Genomic DNA, 22,796 nt, shown 5'->3' on the forward strand with positions numbered 1-22,796 from the left:
GTGCCGTCGCTCTAATCCACCCGTGAACGGGTGGGCGTCCGCTCGATATGTGTCACATCAACCGAGTTGAGGGTCGTGCCTGTGCACACTGCCAGATATCCCAGACTCCAGGGAACGAGCCGCTTAGTCGGGCTCGGTGCCTGATTCCCCCGAGCGCAGGCCCTCGATTGTATCAGGGCGGGTCCCACACCTGTTCTATCTGATCGCCTGAGTGATCCGCGCAGACCAGAGCCAGAGACCAACATTCTGGAGCCGGTCCCCATGGAGCCCAGGGGATGCCAGACAGTCACGCGCTGCAGACATGATGAGTGAATCGGAGACACCGGCTCTTCACGACAGGCTGAATCGATGTTGTCCGGCTCCCCCAGTGGACGGGCAGAGGGGTACGCATTAACAAGCATTATTCCGGGGCACGGCGGACTCAGCGACAATGGTACACGGCGATGCGCTCGGTCTCTTCGTTGGCGCAGTCGCTCTGGGCGCCGTACATGGTATCGAGCCAGGGCACGGCTGGCCGGTCGCGGCCTCCTACGCGCTCGACCAGGCGAACGCGTGGGTGTTCGGGATCGCCGCGAGTGTCATCTTGGGCATCGGGCACCTCGTCAGCAGCATCGCCATGGTCGCTGTCTTCTTTTACGCAAAATCGTTCTTCAACCTCACCCAGGTCAACGATCCTATCCAGTTAAGCGGGCCCATCGTCATCGGTGGACCAGTCAGTCTTGTCGCTGGCGTCTTGCTCACCCTGCTTGGCATCCGGGAGTACCGGCACGGGCACGCTCACAATCACGGACACACCCACACTCACGGCGACGCGCACGACCACGGCCCCCACGGACACGACCATGCGCACAGCGACGGTGTTCAGTTCACCGGGGTCGATGAGAACCAACCTGTCCACGAGCATGGCACCCACGGAGCCGACAATAACGGCCTGTGGCGCCGATTGAAACGAGCTGTCCCGTTCGTCGGAGACCAGTCCCACGACCACGGTACCCTCGGAGAGGCGCCCGACCGGGGCTTGTGGGGTATCGCCTGGTTCGCGTTCCTGCTGGGGTTCGCACACGAGGAAGAGTTCGAAATCATCGCGTTGTGTGCCGGCTCGACGTATTGTCTCGAGTTGATGGCCGCCTACGCGCTGACCGTCATCGCCGGCATCGTCGGGCTGACGATGCTGCTCATCGCCGGCTACGAGCACTTCGAGGAGCGGGTCAAGCGGTATACTCACTACCTCCCCATCGTTTCCAGTGCCGTGCTTGTCGGAATGGGTATTGGCTTCATTCTTGGCGTACTCTGACGAGCCCAGCCCGTTTGTGCGTCGTCTGCACCCGTAGCGTCGCCACCCACGTAATGCCGACCTGTCCGCCGCGGTACCGAAGCAGTATCCAGACGGGCAGTCGGTGACTGGACATCGTCGAAACCTGTGCCGACATGCCGACTGCTGAACACAACCCCACACGATTCCCCGACTCAACTGAGTTCTCTCGGCGTCCCCGTAGCCACACCGCCATGGGGACGCCAAACACGGTCGCGGAGAGTAGGCCCGGCCCGTGGCATAGTCAGCAGTCCAACCAGGCCGAGACTGTGGGAAGCGTGGGTGCGAACAGCCTGGTTGACCTCGATTGGACTGCGATCCTGGCCCCCCGTCGCACGGGCACTCGCCGCGTTCACGTGACGGCAGATGGCACAGAACCTGCGTTTCGCTGCCGCCCTCTTGCGTGCAGCACGTTGTGACGGGCGGTGTCGGCGCGGTTAGTTGTTAGTCAACAACGGGGCATCGCCGCCGTACACTTCTGCGAGGAGTAGCGCGACCAACGCAAACATGATGATTGCGTAAGAGCCGGCCGCGAAGAGGGCATCCTGGAGGGTGGCGTACTCACCGGTCCGGAAGATAATCGCCTTCCGAACCATCGCGATGACGCCCGTGTAGATGACCAGCCGGACGATTCGGCGAGTGTCATTCTCTTCGACGTACGCGAGCACCGTCTGGTACACCTCGACGATAATCAACAGGAGCAGTCCGGTGTCGATGAAGCCGATGACCACCAGCGGGTCAGTGATGTTGCCCGACTGGACGGCGTCCAGAATCTGCAGCGTCAGGTCGATAACACCGATTGCAAACAGGAGCGCGAAGACGGTCGCGGCTGCAAGTTCCACGCCGTGGACAAACCGACCCATGATCGCCGAGTAGCGGTCCGAGAGTTTCTCCGGGTGTCCCTGCTCGACGGGATCGGCAGGGTCCGTCTGTGCCGCCGACTCGTCACCGCTCATGCTCGCGAACCTTCAGATGCGCCCAACGTCCGTGAGTCTCTCATTGCCCGCGTGTACACCCGGGGGCCTCATATACGGTTGCCCGCCCAGTTGGGCTCGCCGATGCAGACCGCCTGCCCCACGGGGGCGCCCCAACCACTCCCTGCCAGGTGTCGCGAGGCGCGCACGGCTCGCTGTCTGGTGTCCACTTCAGGACGACCGCAATTGGATGGTAACGAGGCTGGACGATGTCCGCGAACGACCACATATCACAGCAGTCACAGCACTGATGCCCATCGTTCGGGCGTGGGTAGCTGACTGGCCGCGCTGGAGCAGGTCACAATTCTCACCGAGGTGGACGCGGCACGCCGCCCGAACCGACAAGAGTGTATGCACCGGGACAGGGAGTGTGGGTGCACACACGGGACTGCCCTGGGCCCTCCATGGTAAGCCAAGGGCGAGTGTGTGTTGTCGGGTCGCGATGAAAACCCGCATCCCCACATATCTAGAGAGTCGGTGCGGAGGTCGGCGGGCTCAGCACTCCTATCGGTCGTTGTTGACCGCCCACGCGAGGCGACTCGCTCGACGCTACGCGTCAGGTTGCTGCTGCAACTGTACAGGTTGTGTTGAGCCGAGGTTCACAGTGGCGCGTTTCGCTGTCACTGACGACTGTGCCCGCCTCGACGTGGCTAACGTTGCGGCTTGAGAACGCAGGACGGTCAACCCCTGGCTGGCCGAGTGCGTGTGCGACGCAGAGGGCCGTCGCGGACGGGTGCTGGGCTGTCGCCCCACCCCTCATTTCCGCGAGACGAGCAGGGACCGACAGGTCGGTCTTCAGACCGCTTCGACGGCCGTGAGCAGGTCGGCGTAGTCGGGCTCGTTCGTCGGGTCGTCGGCCACCCAGCTGTAGGTGACGGTCCTGTCCTCGTCGAGGACGAACACAGCGCGGTTCGCAACCCCGTACAGCCCCAGGTCCGGGAGATCCAGCGAGAGTCCGTACGCCTCGATGGCATCGCCGGCCATGTCGCTCACGAGGTCGAACTCGAGGTCGTACTCGTCGGCAAACGCCCCCAGCGTGAACGCCGAGTCGGCGCTTACCCCGAATAGCGTGGCCCCCGCTGCCTCGAAGTCGTCGAGCCGTTCCTGGAGTGCAACCATCTCGTTCGAACAGGGCGGCGTGAACGCCCCAGGGAAGAACGCCAGCACCGTGGGTCCGTCGCCGAGATGCTCGGCAAGATCGAACGTCTCGTGGTCACTGCCGCGGTAGGTCGCCGTGAACTGTGGTGCCGCCTCGTTGGTAGAAACCATTACTTGGGCAGAGGAAGGTAGCAAACCTAAACGTTCCGTGACACAAGCCGACAGGCACCTCCGGCGCTGACCGACATACAAAGCCTTGTGAGCTGACCATCCACTCCGCGTCAATACATATTGTGGCGGTCAGCGTCCACATATACGTCCCGACCGATCCGATAATGGGTGCGGTACCACACCGCCACTGGAACCCCCTCTATGTCGTCTGTATCGCATGGCGAAGTGATCATCACCGGAAGCAACCCTTACCAGAGCACTAGCGTAGTGCCGCAGACATGTACCCAGCAATGTCCCGCGTTGGACCGACGGGACACGGGACGATTCCGCCTGCTAATCTACCCCACAGCAGCGTGACCGCGGAATCGATATTCTCACACGGGCTCAGCCGTCTGACTCCTTTCGTGAGGATGATTGTCATGTGGCGCCAATAGAGGAAACGTTCCCGTCAGACCGGTACCCGGACGAGCGTGACGCCGACAATGATGGCGAGGACAGCGCCGATGACTCGCGGCGACCGTGGGAGCTGGCGGGCGGCGATGTACGAGAAGGCAAGCACGAGCAGCGGAATCGTGTTTAGGAGAGGGACAACAGTGACGACCGTCCCAAGGTTGAGCGCGTAGAATTGCCCCAGCCAGCCGACGATGTTGCAGGCGCTCGCGGCCAAGAACGCGTAAAGGGCGGCGCGGGGGACGCGGAGTTGGCGGCGGCCTGCTGGCGTCAGCGCCCACGCACCGAAGATGACCAGTGCCGGCGTCTGCGTGAGTGCCGTCGCCGTGACGGGGTCGCCCGGCCAGCTGTCGAGGCCGAACTTGATGAGAACAAACGCGCTTCCCGTGAGCAACATCGTACACACTGGAAACAGGAAATCGAGGGGACTCGCGGCCGCCAGCTTTTGGCGGACGACGTCTCTCCCGGCACCATCGTCGGTGGTCTGTGTCAGCTGGAGCAGGCCGACGCCACCGACAATAAGCGCGATGCCGATGCCCGCAGCCGAGGGAAGTACCTCGCCGAGCGCCGCGACAGCTGCGAGGGCAGACACCGCCGGATACGCGCCCATAATCGCCGACGAAACAGCGGCGCCGACGCGGTCGATACTCTCGTAGTAGAGAAAGCGGAACAGCGCGGGGTAGGCGACACCCGCGATGACGAACGGCCACACCGTTTCCAGCGAGAATGCCGACCAGTTGAGCCCGCGGGCGCCTGCCAGCGCCCAGAACACGACACACGCGACGACGGTGAAATAGAAGGCAGCCGCGAGTGCGGGCGAGGCGTCGCCGGCATCGTCGACCGCGGTCAGTCCTTTCTCCACGACAACGGTGTACAGGGCAAACGCCAACGCCGCTGTCAGCGCTAACACGGCGCTGGGGTCGATACCCATGCCGCGCCGTGACACCGGCCAGGCTAAAGTAGTTCCCCAGCGCGACGGACGGCCTAACCAGTGTGCGAGGGCAGGCACACAGCTGTCCGGCGTGGAGTCCAAGTCTTCGGGGCTCCATCTGTGTGAGTCTTATCAGCGACAGTCGGCGACCCGTCTGATCGGGCGACAGCTACGTGACGAATTTGACGTCCGTAATCTCGATGCGGGCTCCCCCGTCGGGAGCATCCCCAATCTGTATGGCCCAGTTGTGCTCTGTCACAATCTGGTTGACGATGCTCAACCCGAACCCCGTCCCGTCCGTAGCGGTCGTGTAGCCGGTCTCGAAGACACGATCACGCTCGCCGGCCGGGATACCCGGGCCATCATCAGTGACGGCGAACCCGTCGGAGGTCGTCTCGACACGCACGTCGACAGCCGGGCCGGCGTGGTCGACGGCATTCCGAAACAGGTTCTCGAACAGCTGCTGGAGCCGCGATTCGTCGGCCACGATCCGGGGGTTCGTCTCGGGGAGGTGCAGCTCGGCCTCAGGGGTCGTCACGTTCTGCCAGGCCTGCTTGGCGACGGCTTGGAGTGCTACGAGGGTCATCTCGGCGTCGGCCGTATCGCTTTGGGCGAGCTCCAGCAACTCCGTGATGAGCGTGTCCATCCGGTCGAGCGCGTTGGCCACGAGCCGCAGTTCATCGCGGTCGACGTCCTCCTCTAAGATGTCGAGATACCCGTGCGCGACGTTCAGCGGGTTCCGCAGGTCGTGTGAGACGACGCTCGCGAAGTTGGTGAGCCGCTCGTTCTGCTGTTTGATCTTGCGCTCGCGGGTTCGCCGCTCGGTAATATCCTTGATAGTCCCGAAGTGGTAGGGTTGCCCGTCGATCGACTGTCTGGTGGTGACCGTCGCGACCGGGACCTCCTTGTCGTTCCACGTGTGGACTGTCTCAGCGGTCCGCGTCTCGCCGTCGTGGAACGAGGCCCAGTAGCGGTCGAACCTCTCCGACTCCATCGCTGGGACGACCTCCCACAGCGGCGTACCGACGAGCGCAGTTGGCGTGACACCGAATAGGTCGGCATATGACTGGTTCACATAGATGTACACACCATCCTGATCGTAGATACCGACCCCTACCCCGACCGTCTCGACCATCTTCACAAAGAACTCGGGGTCGAGTTCCGGCGACGACCCCGCGGTCACACTTGGTCCACCACGCTTCAGGCCAACTGCGGGCTGACGTATAGTACACACGCTACGTGAGTAGGACAGCGAACCTCGTCGCGACCCATCTTCGTCAGTGCCGCCGTCGGAGCGGCCAGCGAATGAGGTCCCGCCTCATTATCTGACTGCCGCCGACAGGGCAATCTGGGCTTGGATGGCCACAGGCAGTGTACGTCAATCCGCCCGACTGCCACGGTACCCTGAAGTGGCCTTGCCGAGGAACACAGGTATGGCCGAGCCCGATATCGACGCGGTGGACACGGCGATTCTGTACGCACTTCAGGCCGACGCGCGAACCACCTCTTCGAGTGATATCGCCGAGCGGACCGGTACCTCCGACAGCACCGTCCGCAAGCGTATCCAGCGGCTGGAAGCGGCCGGCGTCATCAAGGGATACAGCGCCAGTGTCGACTACGCGAAGGCGGGCTACCCATTGCGGATGCTTCTGTTTTGCACGGCACCCATCCCCGAGCGGGGCGACCGGATTCCCGAAATCCTGGCTATCGACGGGGTCGTCTCTGTCCAGGAGCTGGTAACCGGCGAGCAGAACCTCCTCGTGACGGCCGTCGGCGAATCCGACAGCGACATCACACCTGTTGCTCAGGAGCTGCTCGACATGGGGTTGACGGTGGCCGACGAGGTGCTCGTCCGGAGTCACGAGACCACGCCGTTCGGCGGATTTGCGTCCTCGACTGATGCGGCGGGGTCGTCGTCAGGGTCGGATCCAGACCAGGACTAAAATTCGGGCCGAGACACAGACCTGTTGTCTGCTGTCCAGAGACTGTCGGAGGCTCGATCCTAACCGGTACGCCCCGGTATCGTGAAGAGCGTCTTTGCGCATACCAGCAGTTAGATCTGCGCGGGCTTGATGCGCACCTCGTGCTTTTATTATAAAACAAACGAATCGTTACTTTTATCGAGCCATTGTTACCAAAGTGTTCATGCGGGGCACGACACGCGACGAGCCGCAGGCACGGTGGCTGCCCCCCACCACCGTGTTCTGGCCGCCTCGCCGGGCTGCTCGCGAGTGTCGTCGGCCTCCGTGGCCGTCCGAGTTCCCCCACCTCTCCCTTCCCCCTCATCCCCCGGGTGGCCGGGCGGACCCCCTTTCGCCGTCCACCGGTTCCAATACAGACAACGACCGACGGGCGACCAGCCGGTCTGACTCCCATCACGCGTACGGCCGTTGCTAAATTGCAAGTCGACGCCGCATGCAGAGCCCACAGAATTTAGGCGCCGAGCCGGTGCCGTTCGGGTGGCATGCCCTCTGTGTGAAGTCCCGCTGTGAACGGCGGGGAGGACGTCACCGCCCGAGCCCACGACCCTGTTTCATATCCGATGCTACTGTAGGTCGCATTTGAGGATGTTTGAAACGGTGCTCGTCCCGGTCGACGGAAGTGATACGGCAGAGCGAGCAGTCGCCGTCGGCAGTGCATTCGCAGACCGCTACGGGGCCCCTCTCGAGCTGGTACACGTCCAGCCGGACCGTTCCCGGATTCCTGGCAGCCTCGGCGCCGAGGCCCGTGAGCGGCGGGGCCGAGAGGTGCTGGCCGACGCCACCGACCGCGCTAGCCTTGCTGAGGAGGCGGTCACGACACGGCTGGAGACCGGCCGGCCGACACACCGCATCGCCGAGCGGGCCGCCGAGTGTGACAGCAGCCTCGTAGTGATGGGCCAGCATGGCCGGAGCGGTGTCCGAGAGCGTCTCCTCGGAACAGTCACCGACCGTGTGTTGCGCCGGACGGACTCGCCCGTGGTGACCGTGCCCGGGACGGCCCGGGACCAGCCCGTCGGTCGGTACGATGACATTCTCCTGACGACGGACGGCAGCGACCACGCCGAGCGAGCAGCCCCCTACGGTGCGAGCGTCGCCCGGCGGTTCGGGGCCACACTCCACCTGCTCTCTGTCGTCGACGTACAGGCCGAGGCAGGCGTGTTCGATGCCGGCGGAGTAACGGAGTCGTTCATCGATAATCTGGAGCGTGACGCCCGCGGGGCAGTCGACCGGCTCGCAGAGCGGATTGACGACACCGACCTATCTATCGACCGAACTGTCACGCGCGGGCGACCACACGAGACGATCAGGAGCTACACGACCGAGCAGGACGTCGACCTCGTCGTTATGGCCTCCGAGGGGGAATCAGACCTCGCGAGCCAGTCGCTCGGCAGCGTCACGGACCGCGTCCTCCGGACAGTCGACGTGCCGGTGCTTGTGGTCCAGTGAGCCCGAGCAGCTGCCATCACGGACACGCACCCCGAGACGGCCGCGGTACCGGCGGTTAGGACCTCGATTGAAACCCGAGGCGACCGTCGCTGTCGGTCGATGTACGATTCGATTCTGGTGCCCGTCGACCGGAGTGCGCCGAGCGACGCGGCCCTCGAGCACGCACGCTCGCTCGCGGGCGAACACGACGCAACGGTCCACCTGCTCCACGCTGTCGAGCTGGTCCAGCTCGGCTACGCCGGCACCATTCCGAGCCACGTCGTCGAAGGCGCCCGGAAAGGTGCCGAAGAGCTACTCGCCGAGGCGGCCGAGGCGTTCGATGCGGTCCCCGTCGAGACGACGGTGGCCACGGGTGGCCCTGCGGCGACCATCGACGAGTACGTCGACGACCACGACATCGACCTCGTCGTTATGGGCACCCACGGCCGGAGCGGTATCGAGCGGGTCGTCCTGGGGAGCACGACGGAGCGGACGATTCGGCTGACCGACGCCCCCGTGTTGACCCTTGAGGCCGCCTGAGCCTGGCCGGCGGTCCGTCGCTGGACGTTCCGACGGAACGCGTCGGACGAGTGCGGGGGCGTTCGACCGCGAGGCCGATCTGGTCAGGGGGAGTACTCCGGCGACTGGGCCTCGATGACCGTCGCAATGGCCTCCAGTTCCTCGCCCGCCGTTGCGACGACGTCGTCGAGGGTGACGATTCCCTCGAGGGTGCCGTCGTCGTCGACGACCGGGAGCCGACGGACGGTTGCCTCGGCCATCCGGTCGGGGAGTTCGACGTCGGGTGCGTCGCCGCTGATCGTCACGGGATCCTCCGACATGATGTCTGCCGCCCGGGTGTCGGAGAGGTCACCGTCCTCGGCGACCGCGAGTGTAATGTCGCGGTCGGTGATGATTCCGACGGGTCTGTTCCCCTCCTCGATGACGACGCTGCCGACGTCTTCCTCGGCGAGCGTTTCGGCTACGTCGTGGGCGTCCGCGTCGGGAGGTTCCGTTACCGGGTCGACGGCGAGGTGTTTCACCGGCATCGTTTCACCGGAACCTTCCAGGTGTGACCGAATAAACCGGCGTCCTAATCGCCGGCCTCCTGCCCCAACCGGCCGCGTGACACCGCGGGTGGCGGCCGGCTCGTGGCCTCGGATGGGTCGACCCGACCCGCTCGGCGGTCGGAGCGAACCTGCCGCCATCACACGCCGGGGGCGTCGCCGTTGGTCGTCTCGTTGCCGTACACCTCCACCAGCTTCCGCTCCGCCTCCCGGAGGTGCTCGTGCATCGTCGGAGGCGCCATGCCGAGGTCCTCAGCGACCTCCTCGGCGGTGCTCTTGCGCGGCCAGTCGAAGTAGCCGGCGTCGGCGGCGGTGAGGACCGTATCCTGTCGCTCGGTGAGCCTCGCCTCCAGCGCGGTGCGGAAGCTGTTCACGGATTCGTACGCGCGGGCGACGTTGCGCTTGCGCACGAGGTCGACGTCGGGGAACGCCGCCCGGACGGACTCGAGGACGTTCCTGAGGTCGACGGCCGACGCGAACTCGACGGTGACCCGTCCCTCGCCGTCCTCGGCGACCATCTCCGTGACGTTGCCGCTGGTTTCGAGGAGGTGTACGGCGATGGCGTCGGCGTGTATGCGACACTCGACGAGCAGGGTATCACCGCGCTCTTCGATGACGCGAGCGCCGGCGACGCCCTCCGAATCGGCGAGGTGACGCATCACGCCGTCGGCCGGCGCCGCCGTCACGGTCAGATAACAGACGACCCCCTCGCCGGAACTGCGGTGGACGCCGTCCAGTTCGACCCGTGCGCCGTGGCGCATCGACACGTCGACGAGGATATCGGTCGGGTCGGTGACGCGGAGCTCGAGCTCGATTACGCTGTCGTCGTCGATGAGCTGCTGTGACTGCAGCGAGTCGAACGCGTTGCCCACGAGCCTGCCCACCTCCAGCAGGGCCGACCGCTCGCGGGGACTGAGCGCGGGCTCGGCGTCGCCCCAGGCGAGCACGACGCCCCGGACGGTCTCGCGGTGGTCGATGGGTACGACCAGCGCCGTCCGGGCCGAGTCGGCTCCGGTGAGTCGCCTCGTGAGCCGGGCGACCGCGTGACCGCGAGCGTACGGCGACGGGTCGACGAGCCGGACGGCCTCCCCGTCGAGGGCGCCCCGGATGGGGCCATCCGGCTCACAGGAGACGCGGTCGGGCACGGTGCCGGTCGTGACCGCCATCGGAAACAACTCGTCGAATGCCGTTATGTACTCGCCGACGAGGGCCCGTTCGTACGGGAGTCGCTGGGTCAGGAGCTCCGCCACCGACTCGGCGAGCGCCTCCGTGCAGTCGATGTTGACGACCGCCCGACTCACCGAGCGGAACAGGTCGTTCACCGACCGGAGCCGCTCAAGCTCAGAGGGCGCCCGCCTACACGCCGGCAGCGCGGTCGCCGCCCCGGCGTCTCCCGTCGTCGCACCGACCGTGGCGGGACGCCCCCCGTCGGCGTCCCGTGGGTCGGCCGAGTGCGTGGTCGACTCGGCGGTGGCAGCCTCCGCGGCCGTCGCCGCCCGTCGGCCCTCCGCGAGTAGCGTCTCGGCGACGCTGAGTACGTCGGCCTTCGCGGCCGGCTTCCTGAGATACTCGTCGAACTGGCGGTCAGCGAGTCGACCGCTCGGTCTCGCCGCGGTGAGCATCGCCACCGGACAGTCCAGCCCCCGCTCGCGCATCCGGGCGAGTACCGCGTCGCCCGGCATCGTCGGCATCCGACGGTCGAGCAACACCGCACTGACGTCCGTAGAGACGCGCTCCAGCGCCTCGGGGCCGCCGTAGGCCGTGACGGTGTCGAAGCGGCCGCGGAGCCAGGTCGTGTAGGTGTCTGCGATGGCTCTGTCGTCGTCGACGACGAGCACGAGCGGCCGGTCGCTGCTCGTCTCGCCGCCGCGTTCGCCGGCAGCGCTGTCGCTCATACACTGTCACTCCACGTGTGTGGAAGTTCTCAACTGCTCTATATAAAAATGGGCTACTGTAGTATCCGGCCATGACGGCCGACGACGCCCGCGGAGTCGACTCACTCGGTCGCCGCGGTCACCGCCGCCATCGGGTCGATGAACCGTCGCTGGTCGGGGCTCGTCGAGAGAACCTCCACGTGGTCGAAGCCGGCCCGTTCCGCGGCAGCCGCGTGCTCGAGCAGACGGCCGGGTGGGGACTGTTCGTGGGCGACGAAACAGCCAATCTCCATACCGTCGCTACCAGGGCCGGCGGGGAGAACACCGGGCCTAACCCGACGGCGCCCCCCGAGCCGGACCGGCGTCCCGCCCGCCGGGCTCCGGCGAGCCCGTCACCACGGCGTGGCCTCCTGGTCGACGAACGCAAACAGCTCCTCGTAATCCGCCGGAAGCTGGTCTCTGGCCTGGTCAATTTCGCCGCCGCTCGCACACTCCGCGACCAGCGCGAGGATGGCCTGGGCCGTGAAGTGTGCGTCGGCCTCCTCGACGTCCGCCCGCTGGGAGATGCGGTCGATGAACTCCTGGTAGGAGAACTGCTGGCCGCTGGGCGACTCGGTCAGGAATCGGTCGATCTCCATCGGAAGGGGGGCCGCGAGGTCCGAGGCTTCACCCTCGCCGAGTCGCTCCCCGAGCGTTTCTAAGACGACGCGGGTCATCTTCGCCGCGTGGCCTTCGTCGGGGAGTTCCAGGCGGTGCTGTACCTTGCCGAGGAACGCATCGTAGTTCATGGGAGTCGTGTGCTGATCGTTTCATCCGGCTGAGCCGGTCGCAGCGGGGCGGTTACGCGGCGGACGGGCCTAAAAGGGCGGCCAACGTGCTTCACAGCAGGTAGGTCGGGACGTAGAGGGCGATACAGCCCAGCGCCGCCCGTCTGCTGACCCCGCCGGTGAGATAAAACAGCGCGACCACGAGCGTCGAGACGGCAATCATGTAGCCGCCGGAGGCGGTCGCCGCGGCGGCGTGCTCGATAGTGAACCCGCCGAGGACGGCCCCGACGCCGATGGAGAACAGCGGATCCGTGATGTTACTCCCGAACAGCGTCCCGACGGCGATGTCACCCTGGTTGCGGTGGACGGCGAGGGCGGCAATGACAATCTCGGGTAGCGTCGTTCCGAGGCCGGTCACGAGCCCGAGCACGTATGATGGGACACCGAGCGCGACGGCCAGCGCCCGGCTGTTGACGACGAGGAGATGCCCCCCGACGGCGACGAGCGCGAATCCGACGAGTATCCAGGCGACCGCCCGAGGCAGCGGGTGGTCCGCGTCCCGGACCCGCTCGACGGCGGCGGCACTCTCGTCACCGTGGAGTCGCACCGCAAGGAAGCCGAGATACGCGAGCACGAGCCCGCTGCCCTCGAGCCTGCTGATCCGACCGGATCTGACCGCGAGGGCCATCAGCCCCATCGCGATGATCATCCCGGCGCCGTAGACGCCTACCTCGTGTCGCTCGAGACGCAGCGGCGACAGCAGCGCGACGACGCCGATTCCGAGCGTGATCTGTGAGGTGGCCGATCCGATGATGTGGCCGACGACGAAGTCACCCGCACCGTAGAGGCCGGCGTAGACGGCCGTCGCAATCTCCGGAACCGAACTCCCGACCGCGACGAGCGTCCCGCCGACGAGCAGCGTGGGGAGTCCGACCTGCCGTGCGATTGCGACGGCCGCCTCCACGGTCTTCTCGCCGCCGTACAGCAGCACGGCCAGCCCGAGCACGACCCGGACTGATTCACCGAACATCTGTGCCAGCGGCCCCGCGTGGCCCACGTCGCGGGTATCTGTTCCAACCGGCCGGGACCCGAGTGGGCAACCCGGCCGCGTCCGGCGGGACGGTCCGACCGCTCCGTGCGCGTCCGGCGTGGCGTCTCATGGGGGGTCACGACGGGCAGTCGCCGCCCGTGGTCGACGGTTGCGCCGGTGTCCACTAAAACGCCCGTCCAACCCGCGGCTGAGCGGCATCGTCGACGGTCGGACCCTCTCGAGTGGGGTAGCCCCGCCCGGGGAGTGATTATAGCGGCGCACTATCCGGTCGCGACCCGGCCACTTCCGCAGTGTGAGTCATAAAGCCCTGGGCTGCCGGGGAGACTCCCGCGAGTCTTACACCATGTTCCTCGGCCGATCGGACGTCGAGGTCCCTGAGGCCGGCACCCGGCCAGGCCTGGCGACCTGAGCCGGCGAGCCAGCCACTATCCGAGCGCGGGTGCCGGTGGGAGGCTCCCGACGGCATCCCGGTCGAATTCCGTATCACCGGCCTCCACGCGCTGCCCGAGTGGCATCTCGCCGGGTTCGTCCGCCGACCGGCCGCCGCGATGAGTATCTGAGCCCCGTGTTTTTCTTCGCGAGCCTGCGGTCGGTCTCCTGATGCGCAACGCGGCACTCAGCGAACGCCTGCGTGAGATCGCCGACATCCTCGAGATGGAGGGCGTCGAGTACAAGCCGCGAGCCTACCGGACGGCGGCCCGGCGCATCGACGCTCTCAGCGAAGACGTCGAGGACGTCTACGACCGGGGAGAACTCAGGGACCTCGAGGGGGTCGGCGAGTCAATCGCCGAGAAGATCGGCGAGTTCCTCACCACCGGCGAGATGGGGTACTACACGACGCTGAAGGCGGAGTACCCCGTCGACGTGGAGCGGCTCCAGCAGGTCGAGGGAATCGGCCCGAAGTCGGTCAAGCGGCTGTACGAACAGCTCGGTATCGAGGACCTTGCCGACCTCGAGCAGGCGGCGCGGGCCGGCGAGATAGCCGCGCTCGAGGGATTCGGCGAACAGACGCAGGCGACCATCCTCGAGCAGGTCGACGTAGCCACGGAGGGGGCCGACCGGAGGCTGCTCGGGCCGGTGCTCGAGCGCGCCACCGAGCTTCGCGACAAGCTTGCCGCCGCCGACTCGTTCGACCGTGTACGGCTCGTCGGGTCGGTCCGGCGGCGCCGCCCGACGGTCGGCGACGTTGACCTGCTCGCGACTGCCGGTGATCCCGAACAAGCCATGGAGACGTTCTGCACGCAGACCAGCGTTGAGGCGGTGTTGGCGCGAGGGCCGACCAAGTCGTCCGTCGTCCTGCCGGACGGGCTGCGTGTCGACCTGCGGGTGGTCGAGGACGCTGCCTTCGGCGCGGCCACGGTCTACTTCACTGGCGCTGTCGACCACAACGTCGCGTTGCGCGAGCGGGCCCTCGAGCGCGACTGGAAGCTCAACGAGTACGGCCTCTTCGACACCTCGGCGACCCAGGCGTCGGGCCGGCGAGCCGGCACGCGGCTGGCCGGCGAGACCGAACGGGGAATCTACGAGACGTTGGGGCTCTCCTACCCACCGCCGGCCCTGCGCGAGCACACCGGCGAGGTGGCCGCCGCTGCCGCCGGCGACCTGCCCACGCTGGTGGAACCCACGGACGTCTGCGGTGACCTTCACGTACGGACCGACTACGGCGACGGTACCGCCTCCGTCCGCGAGATGGCCGAGCGAGCCGCAGTCCTGGGCCACGAGTACGTCTGTATCGCCGACCACGGCCCGACGGTCCCCGACGCCGACGGGCTCGACGTGGAGGCGTTCGCCGAGCAGGCTGCGACCGTCGACGCGGTCGACGACGACCTCGGTATCGCGGTCTTCCACAGCGTCGAGGCGCAGGTCACCGCCGACGGGCTCGGCGTCCCCGACGAGTGGGCCGAGCGCGTCGACCTCCTCACGGTCGGCATGCACGACCGGCCGGCGAACCCGACGGAACGGCTCTGCTCGGTCCTTGACTCGTACCCTGTCGACGTGATTGCCCACCCGCTGCACCGCCGCATCCAGGGCCGGGACCCGATTGCCCTCGACCTCGCGCGGGTCACGCGGGTGGCCCGCTCCGAAGACGTCGCGCTGGAGGTCAACGCCCGGCCGGAGCGGCTCGACCTCGACTGGTACAGCATCAAGCAGTACCGCGACGAGGTCGACTACGTCGTCTCGACGGCCGCCCGAACCCCGGCCGAGCTCGAGCACCTGCCGCTGGGCGTCGCACAAGCCCGGCGTGGCTGGTGTACGCCCGAGGACGTCTGTACCACCCGCGGGGCGGCTGGGCTCCGCGCCCGGCTGGAGCGAGAGTAACAACCGGAAACCAGTTCACTACCCTGCGTGGCCCCGAGCGGCCAGCAGGTCGCGAACCCGCTCGCGTGTCGCTGTCTCGCCGGTCTGGAGATACGCGACTGCACAGGCGTTGGCGAGTGCGAGTCGCTCGTCCCACGACAGCTCCGCGGCCACGCCGGCCGCGAGCGCGCCGTCGAACCGGTCGCCCGCCCCGGTCCGCCGGTGGACTCGGTCGGGAGCGAGGTTCTCCACGACGGTCAGCTCACCCGTGGCGGCCACGGCCCGCTGTTCGCCGTGCCGGACGACCGCGTCGACGCCCAACGCCGTGCGGAGCTTCGCGGCCCGTTCCGGGCCGGTTGCCGACACGTCGCTGTGGGCGGCAAGGTGGGCCAGTTCGGCGTCGTTGGCGGTGACGACGACGTCGGTAGCTCTAGCCAGTCGCCCGAGGGCCTCGGTAAGTTCGCGGAGCGGCCCCGCGCCGGCCGAGGTTACGTCGCCAGGATCGAAGACGACCGTCGCCGGGGTGGGCTCGCGTCCCGCAAGCGTTCGGAGGGCGTCCGTCATGCCGGGGAGCCCGACCCAGTTCTGGAGGACAAGAACGCTGTCGGCGAGCCACGATTCGGGCGACGCCGGCAAAGCGGTGAAGACATCTTCGATGCGCCAGGTCTGGAGGTCTTCGGACTCGACGGACAGGAGCAGGTCGTCGGCCTCGAAGCTGAGGACATGGACCGTCGCCGGCTCGCCCAGCGACACCGTCGGGAAGTCGAACGGCCCCAGCGGCGGGGCATCGAGGTGGCCGACCAGGTGGACTGCTCCCCCCAGCGCCGCCGCTTGCCGGGCTGCGTTCACCGCCTGCCCGCCGGGGCGAACTCCCTGTGGCGCCAGCGTCAATGAGCGCGTCCCGTCCGTGGCAAGCCGATCGAGGAAGGCCTCGCGCGTGCGGATGCGCTCGCCCGCTGCGTCGGTGACGTGGTAGTAGCGGTCCACGCTCCCGTCCGGCAGCGCGCACACCTCACGGGCCGCGAGGTCCTCGGTGAGCCGCGCGTACAGCGCGTCGTAGGGCATCCGTCGGAGAGAGCTACGCGCGGCCGAGCATAAAGTCGGCGCGTGGCTCGAGTGTCCAGCGCGGGCGGCCGGGCCCAGCGGGCCGGCTGTCGCCGGTCACTCGGTCCGCGGGAAGCGTGCCCCGCAAGTGGAACACACGTCTGCGTCCGTCTCGGCGTCGTACTCGAGCGTCCCCTCGTTGCAGGCCCGACAGGCCGTATACGTCACCGACTGCCCGTAGTTCGGCTCGGGGTCCGGTTCGGGCTCACTCTGACCGAGCCTGAGCGCGCCGCGCAGAAGGTTCACCAGTTTCGCGAGCACACCGCGTGTTCGGCCCCGACGGGGAACTCCGTTTCGCCGGCGTCGACTACAGAAGCCCGAACAGCCGCGCCACCCAGAAGTCCACCAGCCCAGTCGCTTCCGTCGGGTCGGTGCCGGCCGCTGCCTCTCGGGCGTCCCGGAAACCGTCGCCATCTGTGTCGGCGCTCGTCGGGTCACTGCCGAGGTCACGCTCGGCGCCGTCCGCGAGCCCATCCCCGTCAGTGTCGGCGCGTGTGGGATTTGACCCGCCATCCCGCTCGGCACCATCGGTCAGCCCGTCGCCATCGGTGTCCGCGACGGTCGGGTTGGTCGGGCCCTCAGTCTCCTGGTCGTCCGCCAGGCCGTCCCCGTCCGTATCGGCACGCGTCGGATCCGTCGGGCCGTCGACCTCGACCGCGTCGGGCAGCCCGTCGGCGTCCGTATCGGGGGTGGTGGGGTCGGTGCCGGCGTCCCGCTCTGGGCCATCCGCGAGCCCATCCCCGTCTGTATCGGCGACGGTCGGATCGCTGCCAGCGTCCCGCTCGGTGCCGTCGGCCAGCCCGTCCCCATCCGTGTCGGCGACCGTCGGGTCGGTCGGTCCGTCTGCCTCCGTCCCATCGGGGAGACCATCGTCATCTGTGTCGGCGAGTCTCGGGTCCGTCGGCCCGTCTGCCTCGCGTGTGTCTCCGAGCCCGTCCCTGTCCGCGTCAGTGTGTCGTGGGTCCGTCCCGAGTTCCGTCTCCTGCAGGTTCGTGAGTCCGTCGCCATCCGTATCGACAGCCGTGAGCGGGCGGTAGCTGCTGGGCGTCGCAGGGAGGTCCGGAACAGCCGCGCCGTCGACGTATGTATCGAACCACGAATTCAGCGAGCCACCGGCGACAGCCTCGGCGGCCAAGCGGATCCGCTCGTTGGTGAGTTCACCGCCGTCGGCATTGAGTCGCGCGACGACATCCCGAAGCGACCGGGCCCCGTCCGTCGCGTTCCGAATACGCTGGTCGAGCGCGGCAGCCACCCGCTGGCCCTTCGTATAGGCGCCCTGCCGTGGTGCCGACAGCGCCGATAACACCACGAGCGCATCCTCGTCGGTCGTCGTGGCCGCACGGAACTGCTCGAACGACTGCCGGCCGTCATAGTAGGCGTAGAGGTCTGCGAAGTGGTCGGCGCTGCCTTCCGTGAACCAGACGGTCGCGTCGTCGTGCCGGAACCGCTGCTGAGTGTGGAGGTACTCGTGGACCCACGTGGTCCCGTCGCGGCGGGCGTCGGCGGCCACCCAGAAGGCGTTCCCGTCCGCGCGGCCAGCGGCGGCCGTCTCTACACCCGCCGGGAGCGCAATCGCGTAGACCGGCTCGGCTCCCGGGGCGGTGGCAAGACGCTGGCGGGCGCTCGCAAGTGCGTCCAGCGTCGCCGTGACGGCGACCCCCTCCGCGGTGGCCGGGACGACGAGGACCTGCCGTTGGCCGTCGACCGTCCGTTCGTGGGTCGTGTGGGCGCCGAGGTAGAGAATGTCGCCGCCGATGCCGGTCGTCCCCTCGGCGACGCGCATCTCGCGGGCAAACGTCGGCGCATCACCGCGGTAGCGCCAGCGGACGTATGTCGGATAGTCGGCAAACACTGCCCAGCTGCCGGTGTCGACGCTGGCCGTCTCGAAGGCGAGTTCACGGCGTCCATCCGGGACTTCGATTGTGGTCGTAATCGTGGGTGTCGCTGTCTGACACGGTACGAGCGGAAGCCCACGGCTTTGGCCGTGGGTGTGAGCGGACACTCCCGCTCAACAACCTACAGTGCCATCGCTCGGCGGTGATTCCGACTGCATCTGCAGCCTTTACGACCTCCGAGAACGACACTCTTCGACGTAATGCGGCGGGTCAACACCTTCCGAGTCAGCCCCCTTCGAGAGAGGGATGAGCTGATTCTCTACGAGGTGCTTGATGCGTCCGCCGCGCTGTGGAACGAACTCACCTACCACCGCCGCCAGGCTTTCTTCGACGGCCGCGACGTGTGGAGCGTCGACGCCGACGAGTACCGCGTCAAGTACAAGGGGGTTCTCGGCTCTGCGACCGCCCAACAACTCATCCGCCGGAACGGCGAGGCGTGGCGGAGCTTCTTCGCACTCCTCGAAGACGGCGAAGACCCCTCGCCGCCCGGCTACTGGACGGACGAAGACAGCGGCCAGCGGGACCTCCAAACGCTCGTCCGTAACGACCAGTACACGCTGGAGTGGGGCGATCGATCGCGGCTCGAGATTCCGGTCGGTTTCGACCTCAAGGAGAAGTACGGCCTCGGCTACCACGAGCGCCTCCGCCTCGAAGTTCGGGGCGACCCGCGGTGGCGTGGAGAGCAGGGCCGGTTGGAGCTGGTGTACGATCAGGACGCCGAAGCGTTCAGGGCACGACAACCCGTCTCCGAAGCTGTCCTCAGACGGGATGACTCACTGGCCACCATGTCCAGCGACGAGGGCGTGGTGGCGGCCTTGGACATCGGCGCGAACAACCTCGTCGCCGTCACCACCTCCACCGGGCACCAGCGCCTCTACCACGCCCGCCCCCAGTTCCACCGCTTCCATCGCACTACCGAGCGAATCGCCGCTCTGCAACAAGCCCTCGCCCGCGACGAGCGGTCAAGTCGGCGCATCCGTCGCCTGTACGGCGAGCGGACGGAACGGGTCTACCACCTGCAGGACGCCCTCATCCGCGATCTCGCGGAGTGGCTGGCCGGCCTCGGCGTCGGGGAAGTGGTCGCCGGCGACCTCTCGGACGTGCTCCGGGCGCACTGGAGCGCGACCGTGAACGAAAAGACGCACCAGTTCTGGAGTCACGGCCGGTTCCGCCGCCGGCTCCGCGAGGTGTTGGAGGGCGAGTACGGCATCGCGGTCAAGGAGGTCGGTGAGTACGACTCCTCCTCCCGCTGCCCCGACTGTGGCGGAGAGAACGTAGATCGTAACGGCGACCTGTTCACTTGCCACGACTGCTCGTTCGAGGGGCATAGTGATCTGGCGGCGTCGGAGAACCTGCTGCTGGCGAACACGGACGTGAACGATGGGTCGATGGCTCGGCCCGCGGTCTCCCGAGAGAACACGACGGAGAGGGGACACCGAGAGGTGCCTCGCCTTGAGTGGGACGATCACCGCTGGCGACGGCGGGATCACCAGACCAACGAGGACTCCGCAAACCGGAGTACCACCGGCAACGGTGGGAAATTTGCCTCCGGTGCTATTTCAGGCACCGCCTGAATCACCCACGCGGAGGAATCCCACGGCTTCAGCCGTGGGAGGAAGTCAACGTCCCAGACGTACTCGTCGCCATCCCGAGAGAAGCCGTCAGTCCCGGTGACGGTAACAGCGGGGGCGGTCAACTCCTGGACACGGAGTTGCGAGACGGATTCCGGTATCTCGTACTGGAACGTCACCTGAAGGCTGCCGGGCGTCGCCGGCGTCAGCGCCACCGTCTGTGTCTCACGGATGGTCGGCCCGTCGGCGGTCGCCTCCGCACCCGTCTCGGCCACCGGCGTCACGCCTGTCTGCGCACCGGCCACCTCGACGGTGGACGCGGCCGCCGCTGGCGCCGTGAGACCCCCGAGCATCAGGAGTACCAGCGCTGCGGCGGCCACGACCCGGCGCGGCTGCCCCTGCAGTCGCTCTGCCATAGCGACCGAAACACCGCCACCCAACTAAAGCCGACCGGCGCGTTTAGGGGGCGCGGCCGCCCACAGATGGTATGAGCCGGCTGGTTGCGACGCTCACGTTCGGGGAGTCACCCGCTCTCGGGGGTGGGCTCGAGCCGGTCGCGCTGGCACACTGCTACGCCGACCCGGTGGCGCGGTTCCTTGGGTACACCGTCACCGAATCTGGCGACCTGGAGCGAGTCCCCGGTGCGTACGCCCCCGACCCAGACGCCGACCGGCCGTATCCAGTGACAGACCTCCTGCTGGCGTTGGCGCGGGATCTCTCGCAGGTGGGCGATCGGCTCGATACGCTGGACACCAAGGCGGCGGCCAACTACGGGGTAGATTTCCGCGAGAAGGCGTTCGACTCCGCTGTCGGCTGGGAGTCGGACGGCTACGGCCGCCACTTCGAGGCCCGCTCGCAGCTCGAAGCTCATCCCATCGATGGCGCCGTCGCGACCGCCGTGTACGCCCCGGCCGAGCCGGTCACCGACGCGATCGCGGCAAACCTCGCGCGGCTCGATGTGACCGTCCTCCGATCGGAGTGAGCACCCGGCCGCCGAAACCGTGAGCGTTCGCACCGAACGCACTGTGCGCCCGCGACCACTTTCACTTCGCTCTGGTAACGCCCAAGCCTCGGGGTGGACTACCAGTGGGTATGGAGGGGCCGCTCGCTCCGTCGGCCGACGACGCCACCGACCGGGTGGTTTGTCACGTCGACATGGACTGCTTCTATGCAGCCTGCGAGCGGCTCCGGGAACCGGCCCTTGAGGGCGAACCGCTGGTCGTCGGGATGGGCTATAAGCCCGAGACGGACATCGGCGCCGTCGCGACGGCCTCCTACGAGGCCCGCGAGTACGGCATCGAGAGTGCGATGCCAATTTCGGAGGCGCTCGACCGGCTGCCACGGAAGGTGGAGGCCGCCCGGGACGACTCGCTGGACGTGTCGGCGGCGGGCTTCTACCGGCCGGTCGACATGGCCTACTACGAGTCGGTGAGCGAGGACGTCCGGACGGTACTCCACGATGCCGTTGACCAGGCAGACCCCGACGGGACCGTCCGCGCGGTGTCGATCGACGAGGCATATCTCGACGTGACGGCAGTCGGCTGGGACCAGGCCCGGGCATTTGCGGCCGACCTGCGCGAGCGAATCAGTGAGACGGTCGGCGTGACTGCCAGCGTCGGCGTTGCACCGAACATGTCGACCGCGAAGGTAGCCTCCGATGCCGACAAGCCCGATGGGCTGGTGGTTGTCCGGCCGTCGGAGGCCGCCGACTTCCTTGCGCCGCTGTCGGTCGATCAGCTCCATGGTGTCGGTCCGGTGACGGCCGACCGGCTCGCAGAACTGGGTATCCAGACGGCTGACGACCTCGCTGCAGCCGACCCAGGGCAGCTCGCCGCGGAGTTCGGCGAGCGGGGCCGCGCCATCTATCGGCACGCCCGCGGGATCGACGACCGGCCGGTGGAGCCGGTCGGTGAGCCGAAGTCGCTCTCCTCGGAGAAGGCTCTCTCGACGACGGACGATACCGTCACCAAACAGGAACTCGTCGCCCGCCTCGCGGCCGAGGTGGCCGAGCGGGCCAGCGCAGCCGGCGCCCTCTACAAGACCATCGGGCTGAAGGTCGTCACTCCGCCATTCGACGTGAACACCCGCGCCCGGTCGCTGTCCGGGCCGGTCGACGATCCCGACCTCGTCGAGGAGGTGGCACTGGCGCTACTCGAGGAGTTCACCGACGAGCGCGTGCGCAAGCTGGGCGTGCGCGTCTCCAACCTCTCGTTCGTGGACGCCGACCAGCCCTCGCTGGGGACCTGGAGTGACGAATCCGGCGAGGAGGGCGCGCACCCGGACAGGGCGACTCGCGGCCAGACCACGTTCGGCGACTTCGCCGAGTGACCCCGCTCCGGAGGGCCATCCAGAACCAGTCGGCGTGGGCAGCCGCGGCAGAGCCACGGTATACTGGGAGACAGGCTGTGCAGCCGCACGGTCTCGCGGGTCTGAGCGGTCGACCGCCGCGGCTATGTGGCTCCGGGGTCGAATCTTACTGTGAACAAGCTCGCCCCAACCGGCGACGAGCGCTGGGCGTTGGCCCCACACGCCCACGTCATCGTCTACGAGGCGGCCGACGGCGGCGAGCTGCTGACCATCTACGACTGTGGGGCCGCACAGGCGCCACCCCGGGCGCAGGTGGTCGGCCATCTCGTCCGGGTCGATGCCGCCCACGTCCAGGAGTACGGACCGACAGGCTATGTCGTGAAGCTGCGCGAGCGGGCCGAGCTCGTCCGGCAGGCCGGTGAAGGGCCAGACCACTACGTGATTCGGGCTGCTGGCGACTGACAGAGGGGTATGCCGGGCGTCTGACGCGGATTTATCGGGACGCCGGCCGCCCCTCGCCAC

22 protein-coding genes are annotated in these 22,796 nt (G+C 67.4%); 9 read left to right on the forward strand and 13 right to left on the reverse strand.

Annotated features, from left to right (window positions below; all coding sequences use genetic code 11):
* Positions 1–430 precede the first annotated feature (430 nt).
* The gene (locus ABEJ63_RS08575; protein ID WP_375795948.1) at positions 431–1,294 is read left to right on the forward strand and encodes a hypothetical protein; all 864 of its coding nucleotides are present in this window, start codon (positions 431–433) and stop codon (positions 1,292–1,294) included.
* A gap of 455 nt (positions 1,295–1,749) precedes the next feature.
* Here ABEJ63_RS08575 and ABEJ63_RS08580 read toward each other — a convergent pair whose 3' ends face one another.
* The 4 genes from ABEJ63_RS08580 to ABEJ63_RS08595 form a co-directional block, all read right to left on the reverse strand.
* Positions 1,750–2,268 carry a phosphate-starvation-inducible PsiE family protein gene (locus ABEJ63_RS08580; RefSeq protein ID WP_375795949.1) on the reverse strand — a complete coding sequence of 173 codons (519 nt, stop codon included), beginning with the start codon at positions 2,266–2,268 and terminating at the stop codon, positions 1,750–1,752.
* Positions 2,269–3,081: 813 nt separating this feature from the next.
* A complete protein-coding gene (locus ABEJ63_RS08585) occupies positions 3,082–3,555 on the reverse strand; it encodes a redoxin domain-containing protein (RefSeq protein ID WP_375795950.1) in 474 nt (157 codons plus the stop codon).
* A 448-nt stretch (positions 3,556–4,003) separates the two neighbouring features.
* Positions 4,004–4,936, reverse strand: coding sequence for an EamA family transporter (locus ABEJ63_RS08590; RefSeq protein WP_375795951.1), 933 nt, complete (start codon positions 4,934–4,936; stop codon positions 4,004–4,006).
* A 169-nt stretch (positions 4,937–5,105) separates the two neighbouring features.
* Positions 5,106–6,119 carry a PAS domain-containing sensor histidine kinase gene (locus tag ABEJ63_RS08595; protein ID WP_375795952.1) on the reverse strand — a complete coding sequence of 338 codons (1,014 nt, stop codon included), beginning with the start codon at positions 6,117–6,119 and terminating at the stop codon, positions 5,106–5,108.
* A gap of 250 nt (positions 6,120–6,369) precedes the next feature.
* Here ABEJ63_RS08595 and ABEJ63_RS08600 point away from each other — a divergent pair, with 250 nt between their 5' ends.
* From ABEJ63_RS08600 to ABEJ63_RS08610, 3 genes are all read left to right on the forward strand, one after another.
* Positions 6,370–6,879: an Lrp/AsnC family transcriptional regulator gene (locus ABEJ63_RS08600; RefSeq protein WP_375795953.1), complete on the forward strand. Its 510-nt coding sequence runs from the start codon at positions 6,370–6,372 to the stop codon at positions 6,877–6,879.
* Positions 6,880–7,503: 624 nt separating this feature from the next.
* Positions 7,504–8,364 (forward strand): universal stress protein, encoded by an 861-nt coding sequence (locus ABEJ63_RS08605; RefSeq protein ID WP_375795954.1) that lies wholly within the window; start codon positions 7,504–7,506, stop codon positions 8,362–8,364.
* A 99-nt stretch (positions 8,365–8,463) separates the two neighbouring features.
* Positions 8,464–8,883 carry a universal stress protein gene (locus ABEJ63_RS08610; protein ID WP_375795955.1) on the forward strand — a complete coding sequence of 140 codons (420 nt, stop codon included), beginning with the start codon at positions 8,464–8,466 and terminating at the stop codon, positions 8,881–8,883.
* A gap of 83 nt (positions 8,884–8,966) precedes the next feature.
* On the opposite strand, the gene ABEJ63_RS08615 is transcribed toward ABEJ63_RS08610, so the two are convergent.
* From ABEJ63_RS08615 to ABEJ63_RS08635, 5 genes are all read right to left on the reverse strand, one after another.
* Positions 8,967–9,389 (reverse strand): CBS domain-containing protein, encoded by a 423-nt coding sequence (locus ABEJ63_RS08615; protein ID WP_375795956.1) that lies wholly within the window; start codon positions 9,387–9,389, stop codon positions 8,967–8,969.
* Positions 9,390–9,547: 158 nt separating this feature from the next.
* Positions 9,548–11,302 carry a bacterio-opsin activator domain-containing protein gene (locus ABEJ63_RS08620; RefSeq protein ID WP_375795957.1) on the reverse strand — a complete coding sequence of 585 codons (1,755 nt, stop codon included), beginning with the start codon at positions 11,300–11,302 and terminating at the stop codon, positions 9,548–9,550.
* 101 nt (positions 11,303–11,403) lie between these two features.
* Positions 11,404–11,574, reverse strand: a complete 171-nt coding sequence (locus ABEJ63_RS08625) for a hypothetical protein (protein ID WP_375795958.1) — start codon at positions 11,572–11,574, stop codon at positions 11,404–11,406.
* A 99-nt stretch (positions 11,575–11,673) separates the two neighbouring features.
* Entirely contained in the window at positions 11,674–12,069 is a 396-nt protein-coding gene (locus ABEJ63_RS08630) for a DUF2267 domain-containing protein (protein ID WP_375795959.1), read from the reverse strand.
* Between the two features lie 91 nt (positions 12,070–12,160).
* The gene (locus ABEJ63_RS08635; RefSeq protein WP_375795960.1) at positions 12,161–13,105 is read right to left on the reverse strand and encodes a sodium:calcium antiporter; all 945 of its coding nucleotides are present in this window, start codon (positions 13,103–13,105) and stop codon (positions 12,161–12,163) included.
* Between the two features lie 594 nt (positions 13,106–13,699).
* On the opposite strand from ABEJ63_RS08635, the gene ABEJ63_RS08640 reads away from it, so the two are divergent.
* The gene (locus tag ABEJ63_RS08640) at positions 13,700–15,418 is read left to right on the forward strand and encodes a helix-hairpin-helix domain-containing protein (protein WP_375795961.1); all 1,719 of its coding nucleotides are present in this window, start codon (positions 13,700–13,702) and stop codon (positions 15,416–15,418) included.
* An 18-nt stretch (positions 15,419–15,436) separates the two neighbouring features.
* Here ABEJ63_RS08640 and ABEJ63_RS08645 read toward each other — a convergent pair whose 3' ends face one another.
* From ABEJ63_RS08645 to ABEJ63_RS08655, 3 genes are all read right to left on the reverse strand, one after another.
* Entirely contained in the window at positions 15,437–16,462 is a 1,026-nt protein-coding gene (locus tag ABEJ63_RS08645) for a PfkB family carbohydrate kinase (protein WP_375795962.1), read from the reverse strand.
* 96 nt (positions 16,463–16,558) lie between these two features.
* Complete coding sequence (locus tag ABEJ63_RS08650; RefSeq protein WP_375795963.1) at positions 16,559–16,762, reverse strand: hypothetical protein; 204 nt, start codon at positions 16,760–16,762, stop codon at positions 16,559–16,561.
* A gap of 46 nt (positions 16,763–16,808) precedes the next feature.
* Complete coding sequence (locus ABEJ63_RS08655) at positions 16,809–18,503, reverse strand: hypothetical protein (RefSeq protein ID WP_375795964.1); 1,695 nt, start codon at positions 18,501–18,503, stop codon at positions 16,809–16,811.
* Between the two features lie 93 nt (positions 18,504–18,596).
* Between ABEJ63_RS08655 and ABEJ63_RS08660 the strand changes: the two genes are divergently transcribed.
* Complete coding sequence (locus tag ABEJ63_RS08660) at positions 18,597–19,970, forward strand: RNA-guided endonuclease InsQ/TnpB family protein (RefSeq protein ID WP_375795965.1); 1,374 nt, start codon at positions 18,597–18,599, stop codon at positions 19,968–19,970.
* Here ABEJ63_RS08660 and ABEJ63_RS08665 read toward each other — a convergent pair.
* Positions 19,883–20,383, reverse strand: a complete 501-nt coding sequence (locus ABEJ63_RS08665) for a hypothetical protein (RefSeq protein ID WP_375795966.1) — start codon at positions 20,381–20,383, stop codon at positions 19,883–19,885. The two genes, ABEJ63_RS08660 and ABEJ63_RS08665, sit on opposite strands and share 88 nt — an antisense overlap.
* Positions 20,384–20,454: 71 nt before the next feature.
* Between ABEJ63_RS08665 and ABEJ63_RS08670 the strand changes: the two genes are divergently transcribed.
* From ABEJ63_RS08670 to ABEJ63_RS08680, 3 genes are all read left to right on the forward strand, one after another.
* A complete protein-coding gene (locus ABEJ63_RS08670) occupies positions 20,455–20,949 on the forward strand; it encodes a hypothetical protein (RefSeq protein ID WP_375795967.1) in 495 nt (164 codons plus the stop codon).
* 110 nt (positions 20,950–21,059) lie between these two features.
* A complete protein-coding gene (gene dinB, locus ABEJ63_RS08675; RefSeq protein ID WP_375795968.1) occupies positions 21,060–22,295 on the forward strand; it encodes a DNA polymerase IV in 1,236 nt (411 codons plus the stop codon).
* Positions 22,296–22,445: 150 nt separating this feature from the next.
* Positions 22,446–22,736 carry a hypothetical protein gene (locus tag ABEJ63_RS08680; RefSeq protein WP_375795969.1) on the forward strand — a complete coding sequence of 97 codons (291 nt, stop codon included), beginning with the start codon at positions 22,446–22,448 and terminating at the stop codon, positions 22,734–22,736.
* Positions 22,737–22,796 lie beyond the last annotated feature (60 nt).

Source organism: Halosegnis sp., from assembly GCF_042216475.1.
GTDB lineage: Archaea > Halobacteriota > Halobacteria > Halobacteriales > Haloarculaceae > Halosegnis.

What these genes read in the sequence shown, in the direction of transcription:
- ABEJ63_RS08600 (WP_375795953.1), top strand. Translation starts at nt 6,370, where the DNA reads ATGGCCGAGCCCGATATCGACGCGGTGGACACGGCGATTCTGTACGCA.
- ABEJ63_RS08585 (WP_375795950.1), bottom strand. Translation starts at nt 3,555, where the DNA reads ATGGTTTCTACCAACGAGGCGGCACCACAGTTCACGGCGACCTACCGC.
- ABEJ63_RS08640 (WP_375795961.1), top strand. Translation starts at nt 13,700, where the DNA reads ATGCGCAACGCGGCACTCAGCGAACGCCTGCGTGAGATCGCCGACATC.
- ABEJ63_RS08610 (WP_375795955.1), top strand. Translation starts at nt 8,464, where the DNA reads ATGTACGATTCGATTCTGGTGCCCGTCGACCGGAGTGCGCCGAGCGAC.
- ABEJ63_RS08615 (WP_375795956.1), bottom strand. Translation starts at nt 9,389, where the DNA reads ATGCCGGTGAAACACCTCGCCGTCGACCCGGTAACGGAACCTCCCGAC.
- ABEJ63_RS08580 (WP_375795949.1), bottom strand. Translation starts at nt 2,268, where the DNA reads ATGAGCGGTGACGAGTCGGCGGCACAGACGGACCCTGCCGATCCCGTC.
- ABEJ63_RS08645 (WP_375795962.1), bottom strand. Translation starts at nt 16,462, where the DNA reads ATGCCCTACGACGCGCTGTACGCGCGGCTCACCGAGGACCTCGCGGCC.
- ABEJ63_RS08630 (WP_375795959.1), bottom strand. Translation starts at nt 12,069, where the DNA reads ATGAACTACGATGCGTTCCTCGGCAAGGTACAGCACCGCCTGGAACTC.
- ABEJ63_RS08620 (WP_375795957.1), bottom strand. Translation starts at nt 11,302, where the DNA reads ATGAGCGACAGCGCTGCCGGCGAACGCGGCGGCGAGACGAGCAGCGAC.
- ABEJ63_RS08660 (WP_375795965.1), top strand. Translation starts at nt 18,597, where the DNA reads ATGCGGCGGGTCAACACCTTCCGAGTCAGCCCCCTTCGAGAGAGGGAT.
- ABEJ63_RS08665 (WP_375795966.1), bottom strand. Translation starts at nt 20,383, where the DNA reads ATGGCAGAGCGACTGCAGGGGCAGCCGCGCCGGGTCGTGGCCGCCGCA.
- ABEJ63_RS08590 (WP_375795951.1), bottom strand. Translation starts at nt 4,936, where the DNA reads ATGGGTATCGACCCCAGCGCCGTGTTAGCGCTGACAGCGGCGTTGGCG.
- ABEJ63_RS08670 (WP_375795967.1), top strand. Translation starts at nt 20,455, where the DNA reads ATGAGCCGGCTGGTTGCGACGCTCACGTTCGGGGAGTCACCCGCTCTC.
- ABEJ63_RS08625 (WP_375795958.1), bottom strand. Translation starts at nt 11,574, where the DNA reads ATGGAGATTGGCTGTTTCGTCGCCCACGAACAGTCCCCACCCGGCCGT.
- ABEJ63_RS08575 (WP_375795948.1), top strand. Translation starts at nt 431, where the DNA reads ATGGTACACGGCGATGCGCTCGGTCTCTTCGTTGGCGCAGTCGCTCTG.
- dinB (WP_375795968.1), top strand. Translation starts at nt 21,060, where the DNA reads ATGGAGGGGCCGCTCGCTCCGTCGGCCGACGACGCCACCGACCGGGTG.
- ABEJ63_RS08605 (WP_375795954.1), top strand. Translation starts at nt 7,504, where the DNA reads ATGTTTGAAACGGTGCTCGTCCCGGTCGACGGAAGTGATACGGCAGAG.